Origin of the sequence: Methylovulum psychrotolerans (genome assembly GCF_002923755.1) — a bacterium.
GTDB classification, from domain to species: domain Bacteria; phylum Pseudomonadota; class Gammaproteobacteria; order Methylococcales; family Methylomonadaceae; genus Methylovulum; species Methylovulum psychrotolerans.
In genome coordinates this window covers 267572-290714 of record NZ_PGFZ01000006.1, presented here as the reverse complement: position 1 = coordinate 290714, position 23143 = coordinate 267572, and the positions used below count along the sequence as shown (strand labels likewise).

Genomic DNA, 23143 nt, shown 5'->3' with positions numbered 1-23143 from the left:
CATTACAGGCTATAAGAGGTGGTTAAAAATAACTGTGCCGCCGCCAGCGGGTTGGAGGCAAAGTAACCGTGCAAATAAGAGGCGGTCAAGCCTTTGCTTTGGAAAATGGCTTCCCCCGGCGAGGTGTTATATAAACGCTCGCCATAGGCTAGCGGCTCCAGCGGGGTGTCGATGCGCGAATGATGGAAGGTATGGCAACGCAATAAGCCGCCTGGGAATGGTGCCGATTGGTAGCCCAAACCTTGTAGGCGGTTTTGCATAACCGCATGGCCGGGCAATAAGCCGACCATTGCCCCCACTTCCCCTGCCTTATTGGTGAGCGATTCCAGTAGGTACAACATCCCGCCACATTCGGCATAGATGCGTTTGCCTTGCCTAAAGTGCGTTTGTAATGCCGCTTGCATCGCCTGATTGGCGGCTAAAGCCGTTATATGCAGCTCTGGATAACCGCCCGGCAAATAGAGGCTGTCGACATCGGGTAAGCCGTTATCGGCCAGGGGTGAAAAGAACACCAAAGTGGCCCCCAGCTTTTGCAACAACTCCAGATTGCCGGGATAAATGAAGGAAAACGCACTGTCGCGGGCGATGCCGATACGCACCCCAGCCAACCATTGCGGCAAGACGACCCAATTGGCCGGATAAAAGGCCACGGCTTCCGGTAGGCCGGCCAGTTCGGTAACGGCCACCGCCTCCGCCGCACGGGTTAGGCGGCTATCCAAATCGGCAATTTCCGCCGCTTGCACCAGCCCTAAATGCCGCTCAGGCAGGACCATTTGCGGGTCACGCGGCAAGCTGCCCAAATAACGGAGAGTATCCGGCATACCTTGCTTAATCATATCAGCATGGCGGGACGAGGCGACACCATTGGCCAACACGCCAGCAAAACCCAGTCCCGGGCGATAATGCGCCAGACCATAAGCCACCGCCCCCACCGTTTGCGCCGCTCCTGCCGCGTCAATCACCGCACAGACGGGCAGGCCAAAGCGTTGGGCTATATCGGCGCTGCATGGCTCGCCGTCAAACAGCCCCATCACCCCTTCAACCAATATCACATCCGCCACCAAGGCCGCGTCATAAAGCAAGCGTTGGCATTCGTCCGCCCCTGCCAACCACAAATCTAGGCTGTAAACGGGTTGGCCGCTCGCCTGCTCTAAGATCATCGGGTCAAGAAAATCCGCACCGGCCTTAAACACCCTGACCTGGCGGCCTTGGTCACGATGGTAACGGGCCAGCGCAGCAGTCACCGTGGTTTTGCCGTGGTTGGAACCGGGAGCGGTGATGAACAGGGCGGGGCAATGGCGGGTTTCGGCGTGGGCGGCGGTCATTGGCTGATAACGGTTAGGCAAGCGTAATAAGGCGTATTTATAGCCACCGGGTCGCCGTCAAAGCCGACAATCTGGCGGCCACTTGTTTACGGTTCAGGTGATAACCAATAAAGACGATTTCCGAACCGTGCCGGACTGGCTGGGCGGCATAAGGGCTGATAACCATACGGGTGCGCACACCTTGCACCAGTACCGCCTGTTCGGATTGCCCGGTACGGATAAAGCCTTTAATGCGCAAAATAGGATCGGCTTTGGCCGTCTCAAACAACGCCGACTTTAACACCTCCGGCTGTTGCGGGTCTTGGCTACGCAGCACAAAGGACAGCCAGCCCGGATCTTGTTCGTGAAAATGTTTATGGGTTGCCAAGCCGTGGCTATGGCTGGCTAAGCCGGAATGGGCATGGCCGTCCAGCAAATGCTGGTTAGCCAAAACACGGGCCGTGTCGCCGGGTACGCTAGGCAATGGCGTATAGCGGTGGGTTTGCGCCAACAAGGTCGGTTGATGCAGACGCAAACCTAAGGCCAAACGGCTATCTAAGCTGGCCTGATAGGCCAGCTCCAAAAACCGCACTTTAGGCGCACCTGCCCGGATGCGGGCTTCGGCGACAAGCAAGTCCTCTTCGGCCAAACCGTCAATTTTATTCAGCACCACCACATCGGCGTATTCCAATTGCCGGGCAAACAAATCACTGACAGCGGCTTGGGCGGGCGTTAGCTGTCCGGCAAACGCATCCGCCAATAATAAGGGCGTGTCAACAATAGCCAAAGTGGCATCAAGAATAAAATGCGCGGCCAATTCCGGGCTTTGCAGTAATGCCATAACCGCTGTGGGCAAGGCCAAACCGGAGGTTTCAATCAGTAAATGGTCGATTTGGCTCCGGCGTTCGGCCAGTGCCAACAGGGTCGGGACAAATTGGCGGTCATCGCCGTACGCAATCAGGCCATGCGGGAAGTCATGGATTTGGATATGTGCCTGCCCGCTACTGTCGGCGCGTATCAGCGCACCATCAATCGAAACTTCGCCAAATTCATTAATCAATAAGGCCAACCGACGATCTTGCTTGGTTTTCACCAAGTTGCCCAGTAATGTTGTTTTACCGGAACCTAGAAATCCGGTCACTATCGTCACAGGAATTAAATTGCTCATACGTCCGGTTGCCACGCTTGGATTTGCCTTAACACCGCACCGAAATCGGTGGCGACCACCGGATACGCCAATTGTGGGCGCTGGATCACTAATAATGGGATTTGCAAGGCCTTAGCGGCGGCGGCTTTAGCAGGATACCCCCCCTCTTCGCCCGAATCTTTAGTGACCACACAATCAATCGCCCAATCCCGCCACAACGCTTCGTTAAAAGCGGCTGAAAAAGGCCCTTGCATGGCACACAGATGGCTACGCGGTATTCCTAAAGCCAATGCCCGCCGGATAAAATCCGGCTCTGGGGTAATACGGACAAACCATTGGCAAGCCTGCGCCCCTGGGGCGTTCAGGAAGGTCGCCAAGTCTTTGGAGCCAGTTGCCAGAAAAATCCGCCGCCCTTGGGCAATAGCGGCGGTGGCGGCGGCTTGGCTGGAAGCGCACAACTGCCCGGAATCTGCCGTAAAGGCGCTGCCGCGCTCATAACGCAGATACGGTAACTTTAGCTGTTGCGCTAAGGCCAGCAATTGCCCGGAAATCAGTTGGGCATAAGGGTGGGTGGCATCAACCAGCCCCCGCGCCCGATAGCGTTGCAAGGCTTGCTTACGCGCCTCTACGCCGGGTTGTCCTGCCCAGACGAACACATCAGGGCAATGCTCGGCGGCGATTTGTCCGCCATACTCGGTGGCCGCCGATACCACCACAGGATAACCCTGTCCGGCCAACTGCGCCGCCAGCCGATTGCCGTCACTCGTCCCTGCAAATACCCATAATGCTTGTGATGGCGGCTCTGGGGCGGGGGCAACCGGAGCCGCCCAAGCGTTATAACCGCGCGGGGTAAAAATAAAGCCGCGTTTGCGTTGGGTAAAGCGGTTACCGATAACAATGGTCGTCAACATATCAAACTGCAAGGTCGGCAATTCCGCCAGCGTATGGATACTGACGGCCTGATCGGGACGATAGGCATTACGCACCACACCGCACAAGGTCTGCGGGGATTTTGCCGCCAGCATAATGGCAAGGATGCGGTACACCCCTTCCATCCGGCCCGCGCTTTGCACGTTGTACAGCACACAAGCCAAATCCGCTTCGGCAATATGCTTACCGCGTTGCTCAATCCATTCCCAGGGGCATAATAAGTCCGATAAGCTGAGGGTGGCAAAATCATGCGACAAAGGCGAGCCTAATAAAGATGCGCAGGCATTGGCGGAAGTGATACCGGGTATCACATTCACTTCGTAGCCGTCATCTTCGCGCATTTCTTCAAACGCCAAGGCCGCCATGGCATAAATGCCAATATCACCGCTGGACAGCAAAGCCACCTTTGCCCCGCTCCGCGCTTTTTCTATCGCCAACAACGCCCGTTCACGCTCTTGGGTTAGCGGTGGGGTATGGATTTCTTTACCGTCCAGCCACGGCCCTATCCAACGCAAATACAATTCATAAGCGACAATCACCTCACTACCGCGCAAAGCCGCCTCGGCACGGGGGACAATCAAATCGGCAAAACCGGGGCCTACCGAGACTAAATTTAAGACACCTTTCATGTTGCTGTTTATAGTAAAGTTTGAAAATCCTTCCGTACGGAGGATGACGTTGTTGGTGATGGTGGCCTATCAGGCCAGCGTATCTTCCACTATCGCCACCGCCACTCCGGCCAAGGCGGTCTTTGGCACAATCAGCCGCCCACGCGGACTGGCGATCAAAGCGCAAGGCTCACATACCCCCGCCAAACCGATATTCTGTTGTACCCACTCGGAAGGCTGGGTCAGCCATTCGCGTGCGGCGACGGTTTCGCTGGCCAATACCCGCAACGGTAGATCATAGTGTTGGCAAAATTCGAGCAAGCCTTGTTCTTGGGCTTTCAGATCAATCGTGACCAGTTCGCGGATTTCTATGATGGCCCGTAGCCCTAGTGCCTGCTGAACGGCGGCGCTAATCTGCGCCACGCCCACACCTTTACGGCAACCGATACCGACCACCAAGGGCTTTAAGGCTTCGGTGGCGGTGGTAATCACAGGCACTGCCCCCAGCACATTGGCGGCACGGTAAGCCAAACGGTTCGCCCCTCCTTCATGCCCCGCCAATAAGGACACCGCAAACCGCCCGGCCTCATCAATCACCACCACCGCCGGATCGCTGTGCTTATCGTGGCTCAAGCCATCAAGAAAACGCACGGCAATGCCGCTGGCCGCCAACATCAGCCATTGCCGATGCTGGCGGTAGGCTTGGGCGAATAGTGCCTGTTGCGGTTGCCCGCTCTGTTGCCAAGGCCGATATAACACCCCGCCTAATTGCTGTCGTAACCGCTCCGCCAAGGCTTCGCTGGCCGGACGCACTAACCAAATGCCCAGTTCCCCGTTCATTCGCCGGGCGGCTGACCTGGCCGTTTCTTCACAACCCGAAAAATATGGGTGTAATCTTGGGCATATAAACGCGATTCGGCGGCAATGTCCTTACTTAACGCCGCACCCACCAAAAGCATGGTGGTCAGATTCCAATCACTGGCCTTAATTTCGCCCAGCAATTGCCCTAAAGTGCTTTGTAAGCTCCTTTCTTCCGCCCAACTGGCCCGATACACCAACGCCACTGGGGTACTGTCGGGATAATGCAGGCGCAAATCGGCGACAATTTTCTTCAAATGTGGCCCGGACAAAAAAATCGCCATCGTGGCGCGGTGTGCTGCCAGCAAGGCGATGGCTTCGCTGTCCGGCACGGCGGAAGCGCGGCCTGAAACGCGGGTCAGGATAATGGTTTGCGACACTTCCGGCTTGGTCAGTTCGGCCTTAATGGTCGCCGCCGCTGCGGTAAATGACGACACACCGGGGATAATCTCATAATCTATGCCCAGTGCCTCCAAACGGCGCATTTGTTCGGCGGTCGCGCCATAAATGGCCGGATCGCCGGAATGCAGCCGCGCCACATTAAGGTTTTCAGCTTGGGCGCGGCGGTAACAGGCTTCCTGTTGCTCCAGGTCAAGCTCGGCAGTGTCGATGATTTCGGCATCGGCATGGCAATAAGCCAGCATCTCTGTCGATACTAAGGAACCGGCATATAAGAGCATCTCCACTTGTCCGAGCACGTTCGCACCGCGCACGGTAATCAGGTCGGCGGCACCTGGGCCTGCACCGATAAAATAGACTTTCATTAACGTTTGCCTTTGGGGGTTTTGCGGATCAGTAAGGTGGCCAAATAACCCGTCGCCGCTGTAGTGTTTAAGGTGTCCAGATCATTGCTGAGGATTTCATCGGCCAAGCCAATCCGGTGCGCAAACGCGCAATACTGGCTAATGCCCAACTCATGCAACAACGCTAATACCCACGGCAAGCGTTTGCCAATTTTCATCAGGATAACAATATCGTGGCTGGCAATATCGGCGCGAAGCGCGTCGGCTTGTTCAGGACAGGGCAAAATCAACACCCGCTCCTTACCTTCGCCCAGCGGCCAATTTAAGGCCGCCGCCGTTGCCGCATAACTGGTGATGCCCGGAAAGGTGTGTAATGGGGCGGCGGGGAGAATATCCTGTAAGGCACTGAGGATATAACCATAAGTAGAATAGGTCAGCGAGTCGCCGATGGTCAGATAAGCAACCGAGTGGCCGGCCTGCAATTCCAAGGCGATAGTCTCCGCCAACGCCGCATAATGTTCGCTCAACACCGAACGGTCTGGGTCCATCGTAAAGGCGATCTCGCGTATCCGGCTTGGCTCGATAGCAATACCCGCCAAACAGTGTACGGCAATGGAGCTATCGGCAGTGGTCGCCTTCGGGGCAAAAATGATGTCCGCCGCCTGTAACGCGGCCACCGCCGCCAACGGCAGATACCCCGCAGGGCCAGGGCCTACGCCGATACCCCAAAATGTCCCTAAATTGCTCATGCGCTGCCTAATGTTTCACCCTGTAAATTAAATAAACGCACTTCCACACGCTTTACCGCTGGGGTACGTTGCCGGACTAACGCGGCAATCCGCCGCTCTATTTCCAACCACAACACACGCGCTTGCGGTTGCGGCACAATGCCGATAATCGCTTCGACGGTATTGGCTTGGGTAATGGCCTGCACTTGTGCGTGGGTAAAACCCAAATCGGCGGCGACTGTCGCCACTGCCGCCATGGCCATCGCGCTTTTGCCGGAATGGGTATCCCAAGCGCCCGCCAAGACTTTCGCCAATTTACCAGGATGGCCCAATAGCCATAACACCTGTAACTGGCGGTCTTCTTCGCGTAAAGCTTGCTGGAGGAAATCCAGCGATTCACCAAAAAAATTCGCCATTTGCACGGCTTGTTGCGGCGATAAACCCAACACCTGTTGGGCATAGCCACGGCCTATCTTGCCCGGCAATAAGGCGATGCCAGGTGCGGCGGCACCTAAGGCAACCCGGATATATACGTCGATGGATGCTAACCAAGAAGCCAATGATAAGGGCTCGACAATGCCGGATGTACCCAAAATGGAAATGCCGCCGACAATACCCAAGCGGGGATTAAAGGTTTTTTCGGCGATGACTGCCCCGTTTTCGCAGCCGATAGTCAAATCAAACCCCGGCGTTTGCGCCGTCAAACCGAATTGTTCCAACACGTCCATAACGGCTTGCCGCATCATCAGCCGTGGCACCGGATTGATCGCCGGTTCGCCCACCGCCACCCGTAAACCCGGTTGGGTGGCGGTACCGACTCCCGCCCCGGCAAAAAAGCGGATGTCGGCCACGGCATTTTTGCGCACTTCAGCAAAAATGATCGCGCCATGGGTATTGTCGGGGTCGTCACCGCCGTCTTTGCGGACTTCGGCGCGGGTGCTGTGTGCATCCAGCCAAAACACCGCCTCAATCGGTACCGACAGATAATGCCGCTGATCAGGCAAGGTCACGGCAGTTTGCTGGCAAATCCGGTTTTGCAACAACAAGGTCAACGCCGCTTTAACCGCCGCCGTGGCGCAGCTGCCGGTGGTGCGTCCGCGCCGCAAACCATTAGGGGCCAGTTCGGCGAGGGAAAATTCTTGCAAATCAGGGGGCGGTGCTGGCTGCAAGCTGGTTCACCGCATCAATCATCAGGCCATTAACGACACTGGCCGCCCACGGCGAACCGCCACGGGTTCCGCTATTGGTGATACGCGGCACTTGCAGGCAACGCTGAAGGTCGGCCTTAGCCTCACAAGTGCCGACAAAACCGACCGGCAAACCAATCACCAGCTGTGGCCGCCAGCCCTGTGTACGGATCAGGCGGGTCGCTTCCATAATCGCGGTGGGGGCATCGCCAATGGCCAATACCATATCATTGCCGAATTTTTCCCACGCCCGGCGGATGCCCGCCGCCGAGCGGGTAATGCCGTGCGCTTCGGCCATCAACACTGTTTCTGGGTCATGGACACCGCACCAGGTTTCAATACCCAATTGTGCCAATAACGCCCGTTTCAGCCCGGTTTGTACCATCGTCACATCCGTCACCACCCATTTGCAACGCAATAAGGCACGGATGCCGATCTCAACCACCCCCGCCGAAAAATAAAGGTCATCAACGGCATAAAAATCGCCGCTGGTATGCACCAAGCGTTGTAAAATGGTCAATTGGTCAGGTGGAAACGCCGACCAATCGCGTCCGGCGGCGATAATGCGGAAGCTTTCCGCCTCAATAGGATGGGGAAGATAAGCCGCAAACGCCGTCACGCCAGTAGTTGTGCGTTCGGGAGCCGCTTCCTTAGCCGACAGGCCGCGTACCTGCCAATGGTGCGGGCGCTGGGGCTCTCCCACTTGTTCTTCAAAACCGACAATCTGCACCCGGTATTTACATAAGGCGCAGTTCATTGCCGCCCGCCCTTCCACGGCTTCTTGCGCCCGTGCCAGCAAGACATCGGCCACTAAGGGATGTACCCCCAGATAGCCCGCTTGCAACACTTCCACGCCAGGCTCACGCTCTTGCAGGGCGGTGGCGGCGGCATAAATGCGTTTGACCAACACGCCATCGAACAGAAAGAACGGCACGACTATCAGGCGTGTAAAGCCCAGTTGTGCCGCCGCGCGTAGGCCATCGGCCACCAAGGGCTTGGCGGTGCCGGAATAACAAACGAAAGAGCTGCCAAAGCCCATGCCTTCTTCGAGCATCCGCGTAAACTTGGCGACTTCGCCGTTAGCGTCAGGGTCACTGGTACCGCGCCCGACCACCACCAAGCAGGTGTCATCACGGCGCACTGTCCGGGGTGATTGGGCTTCGGCGGTGATGATACGGCTCTGGACAACTTGCAATAACAAGGGATGCAAACCTAGCGGTGCGCCAAAATGAAAATCAAGGTCGGTATGGCTTTGTGCGAACGCCAGTAATTCGCTGGGCATATCATTTTTGGCATGGGTCGCCGCCAATAACACGCCCGGCACCATCACCACGCGTTGCGCACCCGCCGCAATCTGCTCGCCGATGGCTTCTTCAATAGTCGGGCTGGCAAATTCCAAATAACCATGATTGACCAACAAGTGAGGGGCACGCTGTTTGAGCAAAGCCATCAACGCCTCAAATTCCCGCAAGCCATCAGGATCACGGCTGCCATGTCCGGCTATGACAATCGCCAGCGGCGCGTGTGGTTCTATAGGTGTCATGGCGCTTCAATTTGACTGGGCATAGGGCTTAAGGTGCGGATTAACATAATGCTCATATCGCTGAATGACTGTCCGGCACACGCCGATAGCGAACCGCGCCATTCGGCCTCATTACGGGTCAAGTTTTCCCACACTTCCACAGGTTGCTCAGGCGGTATGCCGTTTTCCAGCAAATACGCGGCGATATGGCAGGGCATAAAAGAGCGGGCGGCATCCCAAGGGCAAGGGATGACAATGGCATTGCGGCAATCTTGCAGCACATGCAGCAAATGGCGTTTGAAAGGGCTTAAGTCACCCCGGCGATGGAAGGTGATAAAAGTGGTTTCATCAAAACAGACTTTCGCACGGGCGGCGAGTATTTGTGCCGAGGATATGCCCGGCAAGGTTTCCACCGGATGGCCGCAAGCCCGCTCGACCCGCTCCAAATATTGGAAACCGCTAAAATGGATGTCGCCCATAAACACCACCACGCAACGCTTACCCGCATGATGGGCGGCGGCGACCATCGCCAATTGGGCGGTTTGGTCGCGGTAATTCATCAGCACCGTTTGCGCGGTCGCCGGGATCAGGCTGGCAACCACGTTAACGACAGCGTCAAAGCCAGCGACCACATCGGCGTTACCGATCAGTTCCGCACCCCGCCGGGTTAAATAGCCCAAGTCGCCGGGGCCTGCACCTATGCAAATAATCATTTAATACTATATGTGAAGTTATATTTCAAACGGTCAAGTTTTCGGTTTTTTGGTGGGGTACGCTGTACCCTCAGAGGCATAATGCGTACCTTTAAAAAACCATCATAAAATCAGTGCAAAAAGTACGCACAGCGTACCCTACGATGAATGGTAAAAGCCGAAAACTTGGCCGTTCACAGTATATTTATATGGTTTAAGCGGTAGCTTTTTAGTGCAGCTGTCCGCGTATCGTCAACACCAGATTTTCTGCCGATAATTCTTCCAAGGTCAAACAGTCTGCGCGTAACGCTTGCGCCAATTGCCGGGCTTTCCCTAAGCGCAGATAACCCGTTTCTGTGTCCAGCACTAAGGCGGGTAAGCCGCTATCCGCACACAAATGCGCTAAGGCCAGGCTTTCTTGCCAAGGGTCGCCGCCTTCTTGCAGGGCCACATTGGCTTTGCCGTCGCTTAACAGCACCAATAATGGCGGCAGGCCTTGGCGGCTTCCGACTGCTTCCAATGCCAAATGCAGGGCGTGTGCCAAAGGTGTCCTGCCACCAGTAGGCAAATCCTGCAACTGCTGTTCGGCCAGTTCGACACTGCGCGTAGGCGGTAACAGCCAATAAGCGGCCTCACCACGGAAAGCGATCACCGCCACTTGGTCGCGGTGCTGGTAAGCATCGGTTAGCAAGGCCAACACCGCGCCTTTCACCGCCGCCATGCGCCGTTGTGCCGCCATAGAACCGGACGCGTCAACCACAAACAAGATCAAATTGGCGGTTTTGCCTGTGCGGATTTGTTGATGTAAATCATCGGCTTGAATATGAAAGTCACTGCCGTCACGCAACACGGCGCTGCGCAACGTGGCGGCCAGTGCCAAACTGCTAGGCTGGCTATCCGGTACGGAGCGCACCACTTGTCCTCGCGTGGCATGTAAGGCGGTGTTGCGTTTGCCGGAAGCCGAGTGCCGGGCAGGGCTGTCCACTTTAATAGTGGCCATTGCCGTAGCCGGGTCAGCGGCAAAAACTTGCTGCGGCGCGTCCAAGCCATCGGCTTCAGGTGGCGGCGTGTTTGGGTCTGGCTCGCCATCATCAGTGCTGTGTTGCGGCGGCAAAGCCGCTTGCATCAATTCATCCAAACGTTCTTGATCCAAGCCCGGTTGCTCGAAAGGTTTGCGCCGCCGCCGATGCGGTAAGGCCAGTTCGGCGGCGGTGCGGATGTCCTCCGGCGTGACCTGAATGCGCCCGGCCAAAGCGGCTAAGGTGCGGGCGGCTTTATAGATAACAATATCGGCGCGTAGGCTGGCTACCTCAAATTCACAACAAATATGGCTGATTAACGCTAATAAGGCATCGGCCATCAGCACTTGCGGCAACAGTTGCTGGGCGGCCACCAACTGCCCGCGCAAGCTGTGTTGGGAATCTTGCCAGCTATTGGCATAGCCTGCGGTATCGGCCTCGAAGGCAATCCGGCGGCGTACCACTTCGGCGCGTACCGTTTTGTCGCGCGGGGCGGCCACTTCGACCATCAGGCCGAAACGGTCCAGCAATTGCGGACGTAAATCCCCTTCTTCCAAATTCATGGTGCCAATCAGGCTAAACCGTGCCGGATGGGTGACGGACAAGCCTTCCCGTTGCACCGAGTTAACCCCCATCGCCGCGACATCCAGCAGCACATCCACTAAATGGTCGGGCAATAGGTTCACTTCATCAATATAGAGTATGCCGCGATGGGCGGCGGCCAACAAGCCGGGCTGAAACACCCGCTCCGCGCCTTTTAGGGCTTGCTGTAAGTCCAAGGTGCCGACCACCCGGTCTTCGGTTGCCCCTAAGGGCAAGGTGATAAAGGGTACCGGACTGGCGACGGCCATCACATCAAGGCCGTTACAAACGGGGCAATGTTCGCTGGGTATATCAGGGCTACAAACAAAAGCACAGCCAGGCACCCGGCTTATCAGCGGTAAAATGTCGGTCAGCGCCCGGGCGGCGGTGCTTTTGGCGGAGCCTTTATCGCCGCGTATCAACACCCCGCCTAGGGAAGGGTCAACCGCGCACATTAATAAGGCCGTTTTTAACTGCGTTTGCCCAACAATGGCGGTAAAAGGAAAATTCATCATGATCTCAAGCGAGGCGTGGGGTTTCGCCCCGCGCTTCCAACAGGGTTTCGCTGTGCAAATAAAGCGCTTGCAGTGCGTCTAACGTCGTTTGCTCAGGGTTAGCCCACATGCCACGGCTGGCGGCTTCCAGTAAACGCTCGGCAATGGCGTTTTGCGCCCAAGGGTTAGCCGCCGCCAAAAAATCTCGCAAGCCCGGTTCTAAGGCGTAAGTAGCGGCGACTTGTTCATACATCCAATCATCCATAATGTGCGCGGTGGCATCGTAACCGAACAAATAATCGACGGTCGCGGTCAATTCCAAACCGCCTTTGTAGCCGTGGCGTTGGATGCTTGCCAACCATTTCGGGTTAACCACGCGGGAGCGGAATACCCGCAACGTCTCTTCTTTTAAATCCCTGACTTGGGCACGGGACGGGTCGTGGCTGTCGCCGAAATAATGGCGCGGTTGCTGGCCGGTCAGGGCGCGGATAGTGGCGATCATGCCGCCATGAAATTGCAGATAATCGTCGCTGTCAAACAAATCATGCTCACGGTTATCCTGATTGTGTAAAGCGACTTGCACCCCCGCCAAACGGGTGCGGAAAGCGGCACGCCCATCATGGCCTTGTTGCCCACGCGCGTAGGCGTAGCCGCCCCAATTGATATAACTCTCGGCAAAATCGGCATCGGTCTGCCAATTTTTTTCCTGTATCAACGGCAAAATGCCCGCCCCATAACTGCCGGGTTTCGCACCAAAAATCCGGTAAGCGGCACGTTGTGCGGCTTCGGGAGCCGCTAAACCACTGCCGACCAAGCCCGCCAATTCGGCCAGATAATGTTTGCGGACAAAATTGTCTTCCGGCGCTTCATCTAGGGCGATCACGGCATGGACGGCATCATCGAGCAAATCAATCAATTGCGGGAAGGCATCACGGAAAAAACCGCTGATGCGAGTAGTGACATCAATACGCGGGCGCTTAAGTTCGTTAAGTGGGATTACCGCCACGCCCGTTATCTGGCGGTTTTCTGGCCGCCACACAGGCCGTACCCCCAGCAGAGCCAGAATTTGCGCGACATCATCACCGTGAGTGCGCATGGCGCTGGTCCCCCAAATGCTGATGGCGACACTTTCAGGATAAGCACCTGTTTCGCGCTGATAACGGGCCAGCACTTCATGGGCCAATTGTTGGCCGACCCGCCACGCCGATTGCGAAGGCACGCTACGCGGGTCAACCGAATAAAAATTGCGTCCGGTCGGTAAGATATGCGCCATGCCCCGCGTTGGCGAGCCGCTAGGGCCGGCGGGTATATAACCGCCCGATAAACCGGCTAATAAATGGTCGATTTCAGCACGAGTTTGGTTTAACTTAGGGACAAGTTGGCGGCAAACAAAACCCGCTATTTGCCTGATGGCCTGAAGATCGGCGCTGGGGTTGGCAAACGTAGCCGCCACCATATCGCCTATCGCCGTTTCCTGGAAGCCCTTAGCCTGCAAATTACAAAACAGTTGTTGGCTTAAAGCATCAATGCTGTCCATTATGTCCGCATGGGTCATCAGCGCCCGGCCTTGTAAGGCTTCCAGTGCGGGGCAACGCCCCTTAAGGCGGCGGCCTGGATGTTCCTGCAACTCCCCGCTATCAAAGCCAAATAGGCGGGCTATTTCCGCCTGCAAACCGGGTATGTCCTGGTTAGGTAGGCGGGTGAGCGCCACTAGCATGTCAAGCTGCTGCCCCTGTTCCGGCGCTTGCCCCAGAATATGTAAGCCATCGCGGATTTGTGCCGCACCCAATTCGCACAAATAACCGTCCAAATCTTCAATTAAATGGGCGACATCAGAGCCAGCCATTTTCTTCAGTACCGCAGGCAATTGTTCGGGATCATGGGCATGGTTATGGGCAGCAACAACGGTTTGCTGTTTGAACACACCTTGCCCCATCCTAAGCGGTTTTAGCATAACGGGGCTTAAGCCCCCGCCCACTTTTGCCACACTAGGCGATAACAAAGGCTTGCTGGCCGGATGGGTATGAGGGTGGTGATGCCCATGTGGGTGTTCATGGTCATGGTCATGATGCTCATGGAGCAAACGGGCCTGCAAATCGGCATCGAGATTAGTCGCTTTGACCAACTCCCAGATTTGTTGCTGTAACAGCGGCAATTTTGCCGGGTCCAGTATTTCGACCTGATAATATTCGTCCACCAATTGCGTCAATTGCGCCAAGGCACCATAAGTGTCCGCCGTGGTCATCGGCGGGGTCAGGTGGTCAACCACCACTGCATGGCCCCTGCGTTTGGCTTGCGAACCTTCGCCGGGGTCATTGATAATAAAAGGATAAAACAAGGGCAAATCGGCCAAGAGCGCGTCGGGGAAGCAGTCGCCAGACAGCCCTACACCTTTGCCGGGCAACCATTCCAAGGTGCCGTGCTTACCGACATGGACAAGCGCGTCGGCTTGCCAGACATCTTTCAGCCAACGGTATAAGGCATAATAGTGGTGGGTAGGCGGCAAATCCGGTTGGTGATAAATGGCATCGGGGTCCATGCCATAACCACGCGGCGGCTGTAACATCACCAAGGCATTACCGAAGGGCAGCCCCGCCAAAGCCAGTTGGCCATTGTGCAAATAAGCGGCACCAGGCGGCTCGCCCCATTGTGCGGTCATTTTTGCCTGCATAGACTCACTCAGTTCGGCAAACCACTCTGCATATTGCCCCGCCGACACCTGCCCTATGGCATTGGCCAACTGTTCGCTGGTCAAATAAGTGTTATCGTAAGCACAACGGTCTATCAGGGCGTGGATTAAAGCCGTGCCGGTGTCCGGCAACTCACCGATCTGATAACCCGCCTCTTGTAGGGCCGCCAAAATATGCAGCAAAGAAGCAGGTGCGTCCAAACCGACAGCATTGCCGATTTGCGAAGCCTTACTGTTGGAATTGGTAAAAATAAAGGCGACCCGCTTGTCGGTATTGGGCAGGCGTTTAAGCCGTGCGAACCGTGCCGCCAAACCGGCTATGCGCGTGACCCTATCGGCCACAGGGCGATATTCGACGCTTTCATGAGGCAAACCTTCGGTTTTGGCCTTAAAGGACAGGGGGACGGTGATAATGCGGCCGTCAAATTCAGGTAACACCACATTCATGGCCGCATCCAAAGGATTAAGGCCCCGCACCGAACCGCGCCATTGCGTTTCGGTCATCCCGCTGGTGATGGCTTGCAAGACAGGCACATTCAGCCGTTCCAACACCGCTACCGACCACCCCGCCGGAGTCGGGCCGCCCGCGCTGATTTCCCCCATCGCAAACGCCGTAGTGTTAATCAGTACATCGATATGGGCACCTTGAGCGCCGCTAAAATAGGCCAAGGCGGTCGGCAACTGCCCGCCATTATCGCCGCCCGCGCGTAACGAGGCGGTAAACACAGGCAAAACATTCAGGCCTTGTTGTTCCAAAGCCGTCACTAAGGCATCAATAAAACGGGTATTGCCGCTTAACCAATGCGCACGGTAAAAGACAATGCCAATACTGGGCCGCGCGGGGTCGCGGATTGCCAGCCACTCATCAATCTCGGCGGCTTGGCCTAGATCAGGATGGTAAATGCCGTGTTCGGGCAGGGCAAGCGCAGGCTCAAAACCCAATCCGGTCAATAAGAAATGGTCGGACAGATAGCGCAGCAATTGTGCCATATTGATGCTGCCACCCGCCTGGAAATAGGTTTGCACTTGATGCAGGACATCCACCGCGACCGTTGAAGCCGCCGCCAGTTCGGGGTCAGGCTCGCCCGTACCGCTAATGACTAAAAGCTGTTGGCCTTGGCGTTGTGCGTGCCTACGCAATTCACTAAAACCTGGCACGTTGCCTAGCCGTCCTAATACCCGTAAGACAATAATGCGCACAGGCTGCAACATGTCCGCCAGCAAGGCCGACATTTCAGCGTCGTCCGCCACCGTTTGCAAATTGATGGCAATCGCCTGCACCGCCCTATCCGGCATTTGCAGCAAGGCACTGTGCAAAACCGCCAAATCACTGGGCGCATGGCTTAACAAGGCAATTAGCGGTTTAGACATCGCCGACCCCTAAACGATGGATGACATGCCCGCTAAGTTCTTGGCCATTTTGCAAATGCTCTTCGACGATACGCTCTAACACGGCTTCATCGGCGCAGCGATACCATACCCCTTCAGGGTATACCACCATAATCGGGCCATCCTTACAGACGGCAAAACAATGCGAACGGGTGCGCTTGACAGTAAGGCCAGGACGGCTATCGATAGCCTTACCCAACTTTTGAAATAGGCTTTCGGCTTGCAAGCCGCCTTCGGTACAGCGCGGGCCGGTACACATTAGGACATGTTTGTGATAGCTGCGCATTATACGGGCTTATTATCGGTGTGCGGCGCGAAAAACCGGCCTATTAAACCGCCTAAAACCAGCCAAAACAGGGCGTTGGCAATGGTTGTGGCGATGATAAAACGTCGGGCTAATTCGGCGGGTGCGGCGCTATCATGGAATTCCGGTTGCGGAGCCCCCAGAAGATGCGAGGATACCAGCAATACTAAGCCGAACAGCTTATTAGTGGAGGTTTTGGCAAAAGCCAACAACCATAAACCCAGAGCCGTATCGGCCACGGTCAACACCCACCAGAATTGGCGGTCTTTTAGTAAAGCCGCTTGCGTTCCGGGCAATTCCGGCGGTAAGCCTAAAGATGGCGCGACAAAAAAAGCCACATAACCCGCCAAGCCCCACGCTAAGCCTTTGCGCCAACCACCCAAACCGCCCCGCAGATTACCCGCCGCCGCCAATAATAAGGCAAAACCGACCGCCAAACTGATATTGGCCACCGCCGTATAGGCGGTACGCTCCCAACCCTCTTGGGGTTGCCAAGCCGTTTCTTCAGCTTGATGGGGCACTGCATGCTCGGCAGGGGTATGGCTAGGGATTGCCGTTGCCTGAACCTCATACAGTTCGGCTTGCTGTATCAGCGGCAAGACTTGAAAGCGTTGGATAGCGGTCAGAAACAGCCCCGCCCATAGCCCCGCCCATAAGGCGGCGACCAGCATCTGCCGGGCGTTAGCAAGGTTCGGCATGGTTAATGGCAAGGGAAGCTGGCGGAATGGCGGCCATCGTGGGCGGCATTGTGCAAGATTGCGCTTTCGGCAAAACCTGCCGCATAAACAAGCACTAAGCCTAATAAGGCCGTCAGCACACTGGAGGCCAACTTATCTTTGCTCAGGCGGGTTTGGGAAGGGGCGGTGACGGCAGCCGTCAATAGAGGTGCAACAGACATGTTTCTTTCTCCTGTTAAGGGCGAACCCAGTGAATACCCCCTTAAACCTGCCAATACTGGCACGCCCATCGGGTAAAGGTTAACGCGGGAGAAAGAACAGACAGAGAGTCGGACAAAGCGAACGGCAATCCATCTGAACGCCCTCCGCGTACAAATTTGATCATCAACACGAGGCCGGTCTCCGGACTGACAAGCTGGGATTATTCCCAAAATTTGCGCCTTCCCATGAAACCACAGTGGCCTACTGCAAATTTTATACTTGTTTACCGTTGCGGGGGCAGTGCCGGATTAGTTTGCGCTTAACGCAAACGCACCGGGCTTCCCGTTTAAATCCCCAGGACAATGCCCTGAGAATACCTAGTATGAGTTTTATTGTCCGTTAGTATAGACACTCAAGACCTAACTGGCAAGGCCAAAGCTAGTTTTCATTATCGGACTTGTGGCGCTGCCCGCGTTTCTTAAGCCGTTCGGCAGTGAAGCGCAAGTGGCGTAACGTCTAGCCTATATTTTAATGGGCTGGTTAGCCGCAAGCGTCGTCCAACCGATAACAATTCTGTAGACCAGCAGCACTAAGGTCGGGATTAAAATAAATAGGGCCATTTCCATATTGATGGTTAAGACCAAACCTGCCAAAGCAAAACCTGCCAAAGTGATCCAAACGGTTTTAATTTGCCAATTAAAATGCGATTCCAGCCATGTTCCTTGTACCTCATTGCGGTTGTAAAAATTAATCGCCACGCCGATCAGCAAGGGTAAGCCTGCTAAAGCAAACGTTAGGATCTGACAGATATAGACGGTTACGGTCAGGTTTTTTAATTTTTCATTGCTTATATCATTTTCTGTAACAACTAAATCACTCATAAATACTCACTTATTCCAGGTTGATGTAAAAATTTCTATAGATACATAAAAGCTGTTAGCTTAAGAAAATGTTGCCTCCTCCTCGTCGTCTGCTGCATCGGGTTCACGGCTGACTTCGACCATAACACTCATCAGCGGGGATTGCGGGGGATGGGCGATAAAAGCCCCTGATATGGGCGGGACCAATTCGGGGTGGCGGCTTACCGCGACGGCAATGTGGTCGTTGCCGACCACTTGGCCGGATGTCGAATCAAAACCTTTCCAACCTGCCCCCGGCAAATAAACTTCCGACCAAGCATGGGTTGCGCCTTGGTCTTGTGGGGATATTGGGGAAAATAAATAACCGCTGACAAAGCGTGCCGCCAACCCCAGATTATGGCAAGACTCAATGAATAAGGTGGCAAAATCCCGGCAGGAACCGATGCCCCTTTTTAAGGTGGCCGCCGGAGATTGCACACCCGGCTCTTCACGTTGTTGATAGATGAACCCGGTGGCTATCGCTTTATTGAGCCAATCCAATAACATATACGTCTCGACGATTTGCCCGGAATACCAAAATTGCCGTAGCCATGCGCCCAACACCGGGCGGTCTTGCTCATAAAGCAATGACAGATAAGGCATCAGGTCAATGCGTTCGGAGGCATCGTACTGGAAGGGGAAATACACGGCATAATCGGCCATAAAAAAATCCAACGGCTGGTGGGCAAAATGCTGGAGGACAATATGGCTGCCTATCAAAAGTTGGTTGCACGGCTCGGTAAAGGTCGCCAACGCCACCGCATTGTCATAGACATCCCGCTGCCATTGCAATTGGTGGGCGGGCGCAATTGTCAGCTCCGCCGATTCGATACGGATGTCATGGCCTTCGCGGGGCCGCAACAGCAATTTGTGCGGTAACAGGGTTACGGTCTGTGCGTATTGGTAAGTCGTTATATGTTTGATTTGCAAGCGGTGCATCATGATCAATCCTATCTTAGGGAATGGGCGGGCTTAAAGCCCCGTCTGTCCGCCCTTGCGGACGGACATGGCCCATTATTTGGGTTAGAAGTGATAATGCGCCCCGATGCCGAAATATTCCACTTTTTCTCTATAAAATTGGCCGCTAGGTGAGTAGCCGTTATAATATTCGCCTAAGATTTGGAGCTTGCGCCCTAATACCTTCAAGTTTTCAAATTCAAACCCGGCTCTGGCGGAAAGGTCATTATTCCAGTTATTTTCCTGAAAATTCTTAATGTCCACCGCCACAATAGGCCTTAGGGAAGCGAAATTTAACCGCCAAGGGCTACGGAATTCAGCGCCATATTGCGCCAGCCAAGGCTTCAGCTTGGATGGCTCCCTATCAAACAGACCGCCGCCGCCGCCGTAGAGACGCAGGCCAAACGGCAATTCATAAGACAGCTTCATATCCACGCCTTCGTAACTTAAGTTGACGCGCTGAAATTTTTCGTTGGTTTTGCGCAACAAAAATTCGTCGCCCAAATGCGAACTCTGATGAAAAAGCCGTCCAAATGCGGAAAAGTTTCCTGAGCGGATACTGGTATACATCGAGGCGATAAAATCGGTATTGACCAAATCCTTTGACGGTGTGCCGATGTTGAAATCACTAAAAACCCCGGCTTGTAAACCGGCTTCCCATTGGGCATTAGATTGCCCGAAGTTGCTGCGGTAAAAGGGTATGGTTTCCCCAAAGCTGACCGAGGCAATGTCTGAGCCATCAAAGCTATTGTTTTGGTAATTGCGGTAAGAAGCCGAGAAATGCGCCCAGCGCGGATCGGCCAATAAAGGCTTGAATAAATGCCCGGCGGGTAACAACCCGGTCGATAAAACGGTTTTTTCCGTTTTGGATGCGGCAGGATCAACAGGCTGCTGATATAAATTTTCCGTCTCGTCTGCTTGGGCAAAAGCCGTAGGCAGTAGCATAGCGGCGGTGATCGCCAATAAACGCAAATTAATCATGATTATTTGCTCCCTGCATTGGCATCCACTATCAGTTGAGTTTGTACCGATTTGACATGGGCTTGGCTCCCGGCAACTTCCATCGCCCTGCCTAGGCTGGGCTCAGAATCTACTGTGCCGCTTAAGGTTACGACACCATTGGCGGTTACCACTTCAATATGGGAAGCTTTAAGGATAGCGTCGTTGCCCAGTGCCGCCTTAACTTTTAAGGTAATCATTGCGTCATCAATATATTCTTCGGCGATATCGGCCTTATTTTTAGCCGACTGCTTGGCCTCGGTTAATTCATCGCCCGCTTTTTCTGTCGTATCGCCAATTTTTTGTTTAACCTGACCAACCGCCTTATCAATTTTTTTGCCGGTTTTTTCGGCAGACCCTTCCGGTTGGCAACCCGCCAAACCAAAGCCGAGACAAGATGCACAAGCAAGTATCAGAAAATTATGGGCGGCTATCTTATATAAATAGCTATTTGTCGTGTTCATGGGGGTGTTCCTTAGGTATTTTGATAGTAGCTGTTGGGTTATTGGCAAAATGCGGCCTCCTTTTGGGGAAATGCCGCTTTTTTGGTCGCGCCTAGCAGTTTAAAAACTCAGCTAAATCTTAGCCATAAGGACAGGCCGGGTCTGTACGGTATCGTACATAGTGAAGGTATGGCGAATGGAAGCGGTGGTTTTTACATGCAGAAAAGCACATAACCCGGCATTCTTGCGACAGCAAAGCGGAGAGCCAGCCGTACCCTTACCGAAGACGGTGAAGTAGTGGCACAATGGCGGTTGTGGAACAACGTACAGGACGTAGATGCCGCCACTGTTGCCCTCTGGTTACGGGCATTTATTTACAGAGGCCGTCTTAAAATCCAAAGATCAAGCCTTATTGCATCCGCCCAAAGCGGATCAAAAGGCTCACCAGATTTAAGCGATGCGGATGTGGTGTGGATGTGGAAGCTAGCGTATACCCTTAATATCTTGATGATCGAGTTGCACCTACTAAAAGAATAGCAAACGAAAACGCTTTATCTCCGCCTTAAGCGATAAATTTAGGGTTTCTTTATGACGTTTTATGTGCTTAACCTGCAAGATAAGACGCTAACAGTACCTCTGATTGGTTGATATGCTCGGCATCGCCTTCGCTACTAATTCGGCCATTTTCCAAAATATAGGCATAGTCGGCATACCTTAGTGCTGCCCCCGCATTTTGTTCGGCGACTAAAAAACTCATGCCCTGTTCGTCCCGGAGATTTTTGATAATGGTAAATATCTCTTCGACAATCTGGGGTGCCAAACCCATGGAAGGCTCATCCAGTAATACCAATGTAGGTTCGCTCATCAAAGCACGGCCTATTGCCACCATTTGCTGTTCGCCCCCGGAAGCGTACCCGGCCAAGTTTTTCCGTAGCAGTTTAAGCCGTGGAAAATAATGGTAGATGCTTTCTAAGAGTTGGTTTAATTTGTGCCGGGAGGGGTTGTGGACAAAACCGCCCGTGAGCAAATTCTCTTCAACGGACAGGTGGGCAAAGCAATGGCGGCCTTCCAAGACTTGCACCAAGCCCCTTTCGACCAAGGTTGCAGGCGGCGTAGTGGTGATGTCATTACCCTGATATTCGATGCGGCCATCGACAATCTCCCCGCGCTGGGCCGAGGCCAAGCCAGAAATGGCTTTTAGTGTAGTGCTTTTCCCCGCCCCATTCGCACCCAGCAACGCCACTATGCTCTGCGGGGCAACCGAAAGCGAAATGTCTTGTACTGCAAGAATCACTTTTTCATAGATCACTTCAATATTTTGGATATGTAATAGCGCACCGACTGGCATGGGCAATCTCCTAGAGTGTTAGGCAGCGGGCGCAGGATTTGCCCTGCGCCCGGTAAAGCAAGCTTAAGATTCTTTGGCGCAATCACGCGGGGTGATGCCTTTTTCTTTGGCATATTGATGGGATGATTTTTCAATAATAGGCCGCAGCAACTCACGGTCTGCCTGCACCCAATCCGAAATCACATGCCATTGGCTGCCGTCCCATTGTTGGAAACGCACGGCTCCGCCCCCTTCATGGTCGGCGCAGCTTAAGGTCAGGGGTTGGACCAGACCTAATGCCCCCAATTCCGCCAAACGCTTATCATCCAATTTGATATTTTCAAAACCCCAACGGACTTCTTCGCCGGTTAACGGACGTTTGCCGTATTTATTTTGCGCCACCCGCACCGCTTCGACATTTAATATGCCGTTCACGACCCCTAGATTGTAATAGACCGTGCCGAAGCGTTTGGGGTCTTCCAAATTGCCTTTTTGGGCATCGACAACGTATTTTTTAATGTCTTGCAAGACCTGAAAATCGGTGCCGGACGGATGGGTGGTAATGGCGATAAAGCCTTTGGCGGCATTGCCCGCAGGGGCGGCATCATCTTCGGAGTTGCTCCAGATGTTGCCGATAATGTGGTCGGCAGGGAAGCCGGTTTTTTGGGCGGTTTTTAACGCCACCGGATTCATCACGCCCCAACCGCGCAAGATCACCCAATCCGGTTTAAGACGGCGGATATTCAGCCATTGCGATTGTTGTTCGTTACCCGGATGCGGCACTTCCAACAAGGTCAGTTTAAAGCCGTATTTTTTCGCCAACAGTTCTAAAATAGGGTTGGTTTCCTTACCGTAAGGCGAGCCATGATACAGCGTGACGATTTTTTTGCCTTTCAGCTTCTCCAAACCGCCGGATTGGGTGCCGATATAATTGATGATTGCCGACACTTCGCTGTAGGGGTTTAATTGCAGCGGAAATACATAAGGGAACACGCTGCCGTCGGTGGAATCTGTCCTGCCGTGGTTAATGGTAATCAAGGGCAGCTTATCGGCGGTCGAGCGGTCCAGCGTCGCATAGGCGATGCCCACTGACAACGGGTTGGTGGCCGCTGCGGGCGCACCGTTTAAGCCTTGTTTGAGGCGTTCATAGCATTCCACGCCTTTTTCGACTACATATTCGGTTTCGCATTCGCTCCAAGTCAGCTTAACACCGTTAACGCCGCCATCTTTGAGGTTGACATACTGGAGATAATCAATAAACCCGCCAAAAAACCCCGATCCTCCAGCGGCATAAGGCCCTATCCTATAGCTTTGCAACGGAAAATATTGCTCCCCTTCGGCGTGGGCGGCATTGACGGTGAGTGCGGCGCCTATGCTTATCGCAATAGCCAGTTTTGAAAATTTGGTTAAAGTGCTTTTCATAAGTTGATACCATTTAGTTGAG

20 protein-coding genes and 1 riboswitch are annotated in these 23143 nt (G+C 54.3%); all 20 genes read right to left on the bottom strand.

Features of this window, described 5'->3' with window-relative positions; all coding sequences use genetic code 11:
* Nucleotides 1-2 precede the first annotated feature (2 nt).
* Nucleotides 3-1325: a cobyrinic acid a,c-diamide synthase CobB gene (locus AADEFJLK_RS14635; RefSeq protein ID WP_103974771.1), complete on the bottom strand. Its 1323-nt coding sequence runs from the start codon at nucleotides 1323-1325 to the stop codon at nucleotides 3-5.
* A gap of 37 nt (nucleotides 1326-1362) precedes the next feature.
* Complete coding sequence (locus AADEFJLK_RS14630; protein ID WP_088619496.1) at nucleotides 1363-2472, bottom strand: CobW family GTP-binding protein; 1110 nt, start codon at nucleotides 2470-2472, stop codon at nucleotides 1363-1365.
* Nucleotides 2469-4010: a precorrin-3B C(17)-methyltransferase gene (cobJ, locus tag AADEFJLK_RS14625; RefSeq protein WP_103974770.1), complete on the bottom strand. Its 1542-nt coding sequence runs from the start codon at nucleotides 4008-4010 to the stop codon at nucleotides 2469-2471. Before cobJ ends, AADEFJLK_RS14630 begins: the two co-directional genes overlap by 4 nt.
* 69 nt (nucleotides 4011-4079) lie before the next feature.
* On the bottom strand, nucleotides 4080-4829 hold the full coding sequence (locus AADEFJLK_RS14620; protein ID WP_103974769.1) for a cobalamin biosynthesis protein: 750 nt from the start codon (nucleotides 4827-4829) through the stop codon (nucleotides 4080-4082).
* A complete protein-coding gene (gene cobM / locus AADEFJLK_RS14615) occupies nucleotides 4826-5611 on the bottom strand; it encodes a precorrin-4 C(11)-methyltransferase (protein ID WP_103974768.1) in 786 nt (261 codons plus the stop codon). Before cobM ends, AADEFJLK_RS14620 begins: the two co-directional genes overlap by 4 nt.
* Complete coding sequence (gene cobI, locus AADEFJLK_RS14610; RefSeq protein ID WP_103974767.1) at nucleotides 5611-6339, bottom strand: precorrin-2 C(20)-methyltransferase; 729 nt, start codon at nucleotides 6337-6339, stop codon at nucleotides 5611-5613. The genes cobM and cobI overlap by 1 nt, the downstream gene beginning before the upstream one ends.
* Nucleotides 6336-7487: a cobalt-precorrin-5B (C(1))-methyltransferase CbiD gene (cbiD, locus tag AADEFJLK_RS14605; RefSeq protein WP_103974766.1), complete on the bottom strand. Its 1152-nt coding sequence runs from the start codon at nucleotides 7485-7487 to the stop codon at nucleotides 6336-6338. Before cbiD ends, cobI begins: the two co-directional genes overlap by 4 nt.
* Complete coding sequence (locus AADEFJLK_RS14600) at nucleotides 7465-9048, bottom strand: precorrin-8X methylmutase (RefSeq protein ID WP_103974765.1); 1584 nt, start codon at nucleotides 9046-9048, stop codon at nucleotides 7465-7467. The genes cbiD and AADEFJLK_RS14600 overlap by 23 nt, the downstream gene beginning before the upstream one ends.
* Entirely contained in the window at nucleotides 9045-9740 is a 696-nt protein-coding gene (locus AADEFJLK_RS14595; protein ID WP_103974764.1) for a cobalt-precorrin-7 (C(5))-methyltransferase, read from the bottom strand. The genes AADEFJLK_RS14600 and AADEFJLK_RS14595 overlap by 4 nt, the downstream gene beginning before the upstream one ends.
* 208 nt (nucleotides 9741-9948) lie before the next feature.
* The gene (locus AADEFJLK_RS14590; RefSeq protein WP_249028056.1) at nucleotides 9949-11835 is read right to left on the bottom strand and encodes a magnesium chelatase subunit D family protein; all 1887 of its coding nucleotides are present in this window, start codon (nucleotides 11833-11835) and stop codon (nucleotides 9949-9951) included.
* Nucleotides 11836-11839: 4 nt separating this feature from the next.
* Nucleotides 11840-15874, bottom strand: a complete 4035-nt coding sequence (locus tag AADEFJLK_RS14585; protein ID WP_103974762.1) for a cobaltochelatase subunit CobN — start codon at nucleotides 15872-15874, stop codon at nucleotides 11840-11842.
* Nucleotides 15867-16178, bottom strand: a complete 312-nt coding sequence (locus AADEFJLK_RS14580; protein ID WP_103974761.1) for a (2Fe-2S) ferredoxin domain-containing protein — start codon at nucleotides 16176-16178, stop codon at nucleotides 15867-15869. Before AADEFJLK_RS14580 ends, AADEFJLK_RS14585 begins: the two co-directional genes overlap by 8 nt.
* On the bottom strand, nucleotides 16178-16894 hold the full coding sequence (locus AADEFJLK_RS14575; RefSeq protein ID WP_103974760.1) for a CbtA family protein: 717 nt from the start codon (nucleotides 16892-16894) through the stop codon (nucleotides 16178-16180). Before AADEFJLK_RS14575 ends, AADEFJLK_RS14580 begins: the two co-directional genes overlap by 1 nt.
* A 2-nt stretch (nucleotides 16895-16896) precedes the next feature.
* Complete coding sequence (locus AADEFJLK_RS14570) at nucleotides 16897-17094, bottom strand: CbtB domain-containing protein (RefSeq protein ID WP_088619485.1); 198 nt, start codon at nucleotides 17092-17094, stop codon at nucleotides 16897-16899.
* A gap of 155 nt (nucleotides 17095-17249) precedes the next feature.
* A riboswitch (cobalamin riboswitch) is annotated at nucleotides 17250-17470 on the bottom strand.
* Between the two features lie 125 nt (nucleotides 17471-17595).
* Nucleotides 17596-17955 (bottom strand): DUF4870 family protein, encoded by a 360-nt coding sequence (locus AADEFJLK_RS14565; RefSeq protein ID WP_088619484.1) that lies wholly within the window; start codon nucleotides 17953-17955, stop codon nucleotides 17596-17598.
* A gap of 60 nt (nucleotides 17956-18015) precedes the next feature.
* On the bottom strand, nucleotides 18016-18915 hold the full coding sequence (locus AADEFJLK_RS14560; RefSeq protein ID WP_232463624.1) for a transglutaminase family protein: 900 nt from the start codon (nucleotides 18913-18915) through the stop codon (nucleotides 18016-18018).
* Nucleotides 18916-18996: 81 nt separating this feature from the next.
* Nucleotides 18997-19911 carry a DUF1207 domain-containing protein gene (locus AADEFJLK_RS14555; protein WP_088619483.1) on the bottom strand — a complete coding sequence of 305 codons (915 nt, stop codon included), beginning with the start codon at nucleotides 19909-19911 and terminating at the stop codon, nucleotides 18997-18999.
* Between the two features lie 2 nt (nucleotides 19912-19913).
* Nucleotides 19914-20393, bottom strand: a complete 480-nt coding sequence (locus tag AADEFJLK_RS14550) for a BON domain-containing protein (protein WP_088619482.1) — start codon at nucleotides 20391-20393, stop codon at nucleotides 19914-19916.
* 583 nt (nucleotides 20394-20976) lie between these two features.
* On the bottom strand, nucleotides 20977-21720 hold the full coding sequence (locus AADEFJLK_RS14540) for an ABC transporter ATP-binding protein (protein WP_103974758.1): 744 nt from the start codon (nucleotides 21718-21720) through the stop codon (nucleotides 20977-20979).
* A 63-nt stretch (nucleotides 21721-21783) separates the two neighbouring features.
* Nucleotides 21784-23121 carry an ABC transporter substrate-binding protein gene (locus AADEFJLK_RS14535; protein ID WP_088619480.1) on the bottom strand — a complete coding sequence of 446 codons (1338 nt, stop codon included), beginning with the start codon at nucleotides 23119-23121 and terminating at the stop codon, nucleotides 21784-21786.
* Nucleotides 23122-23143: the final 22 nt, after the last annotated feature.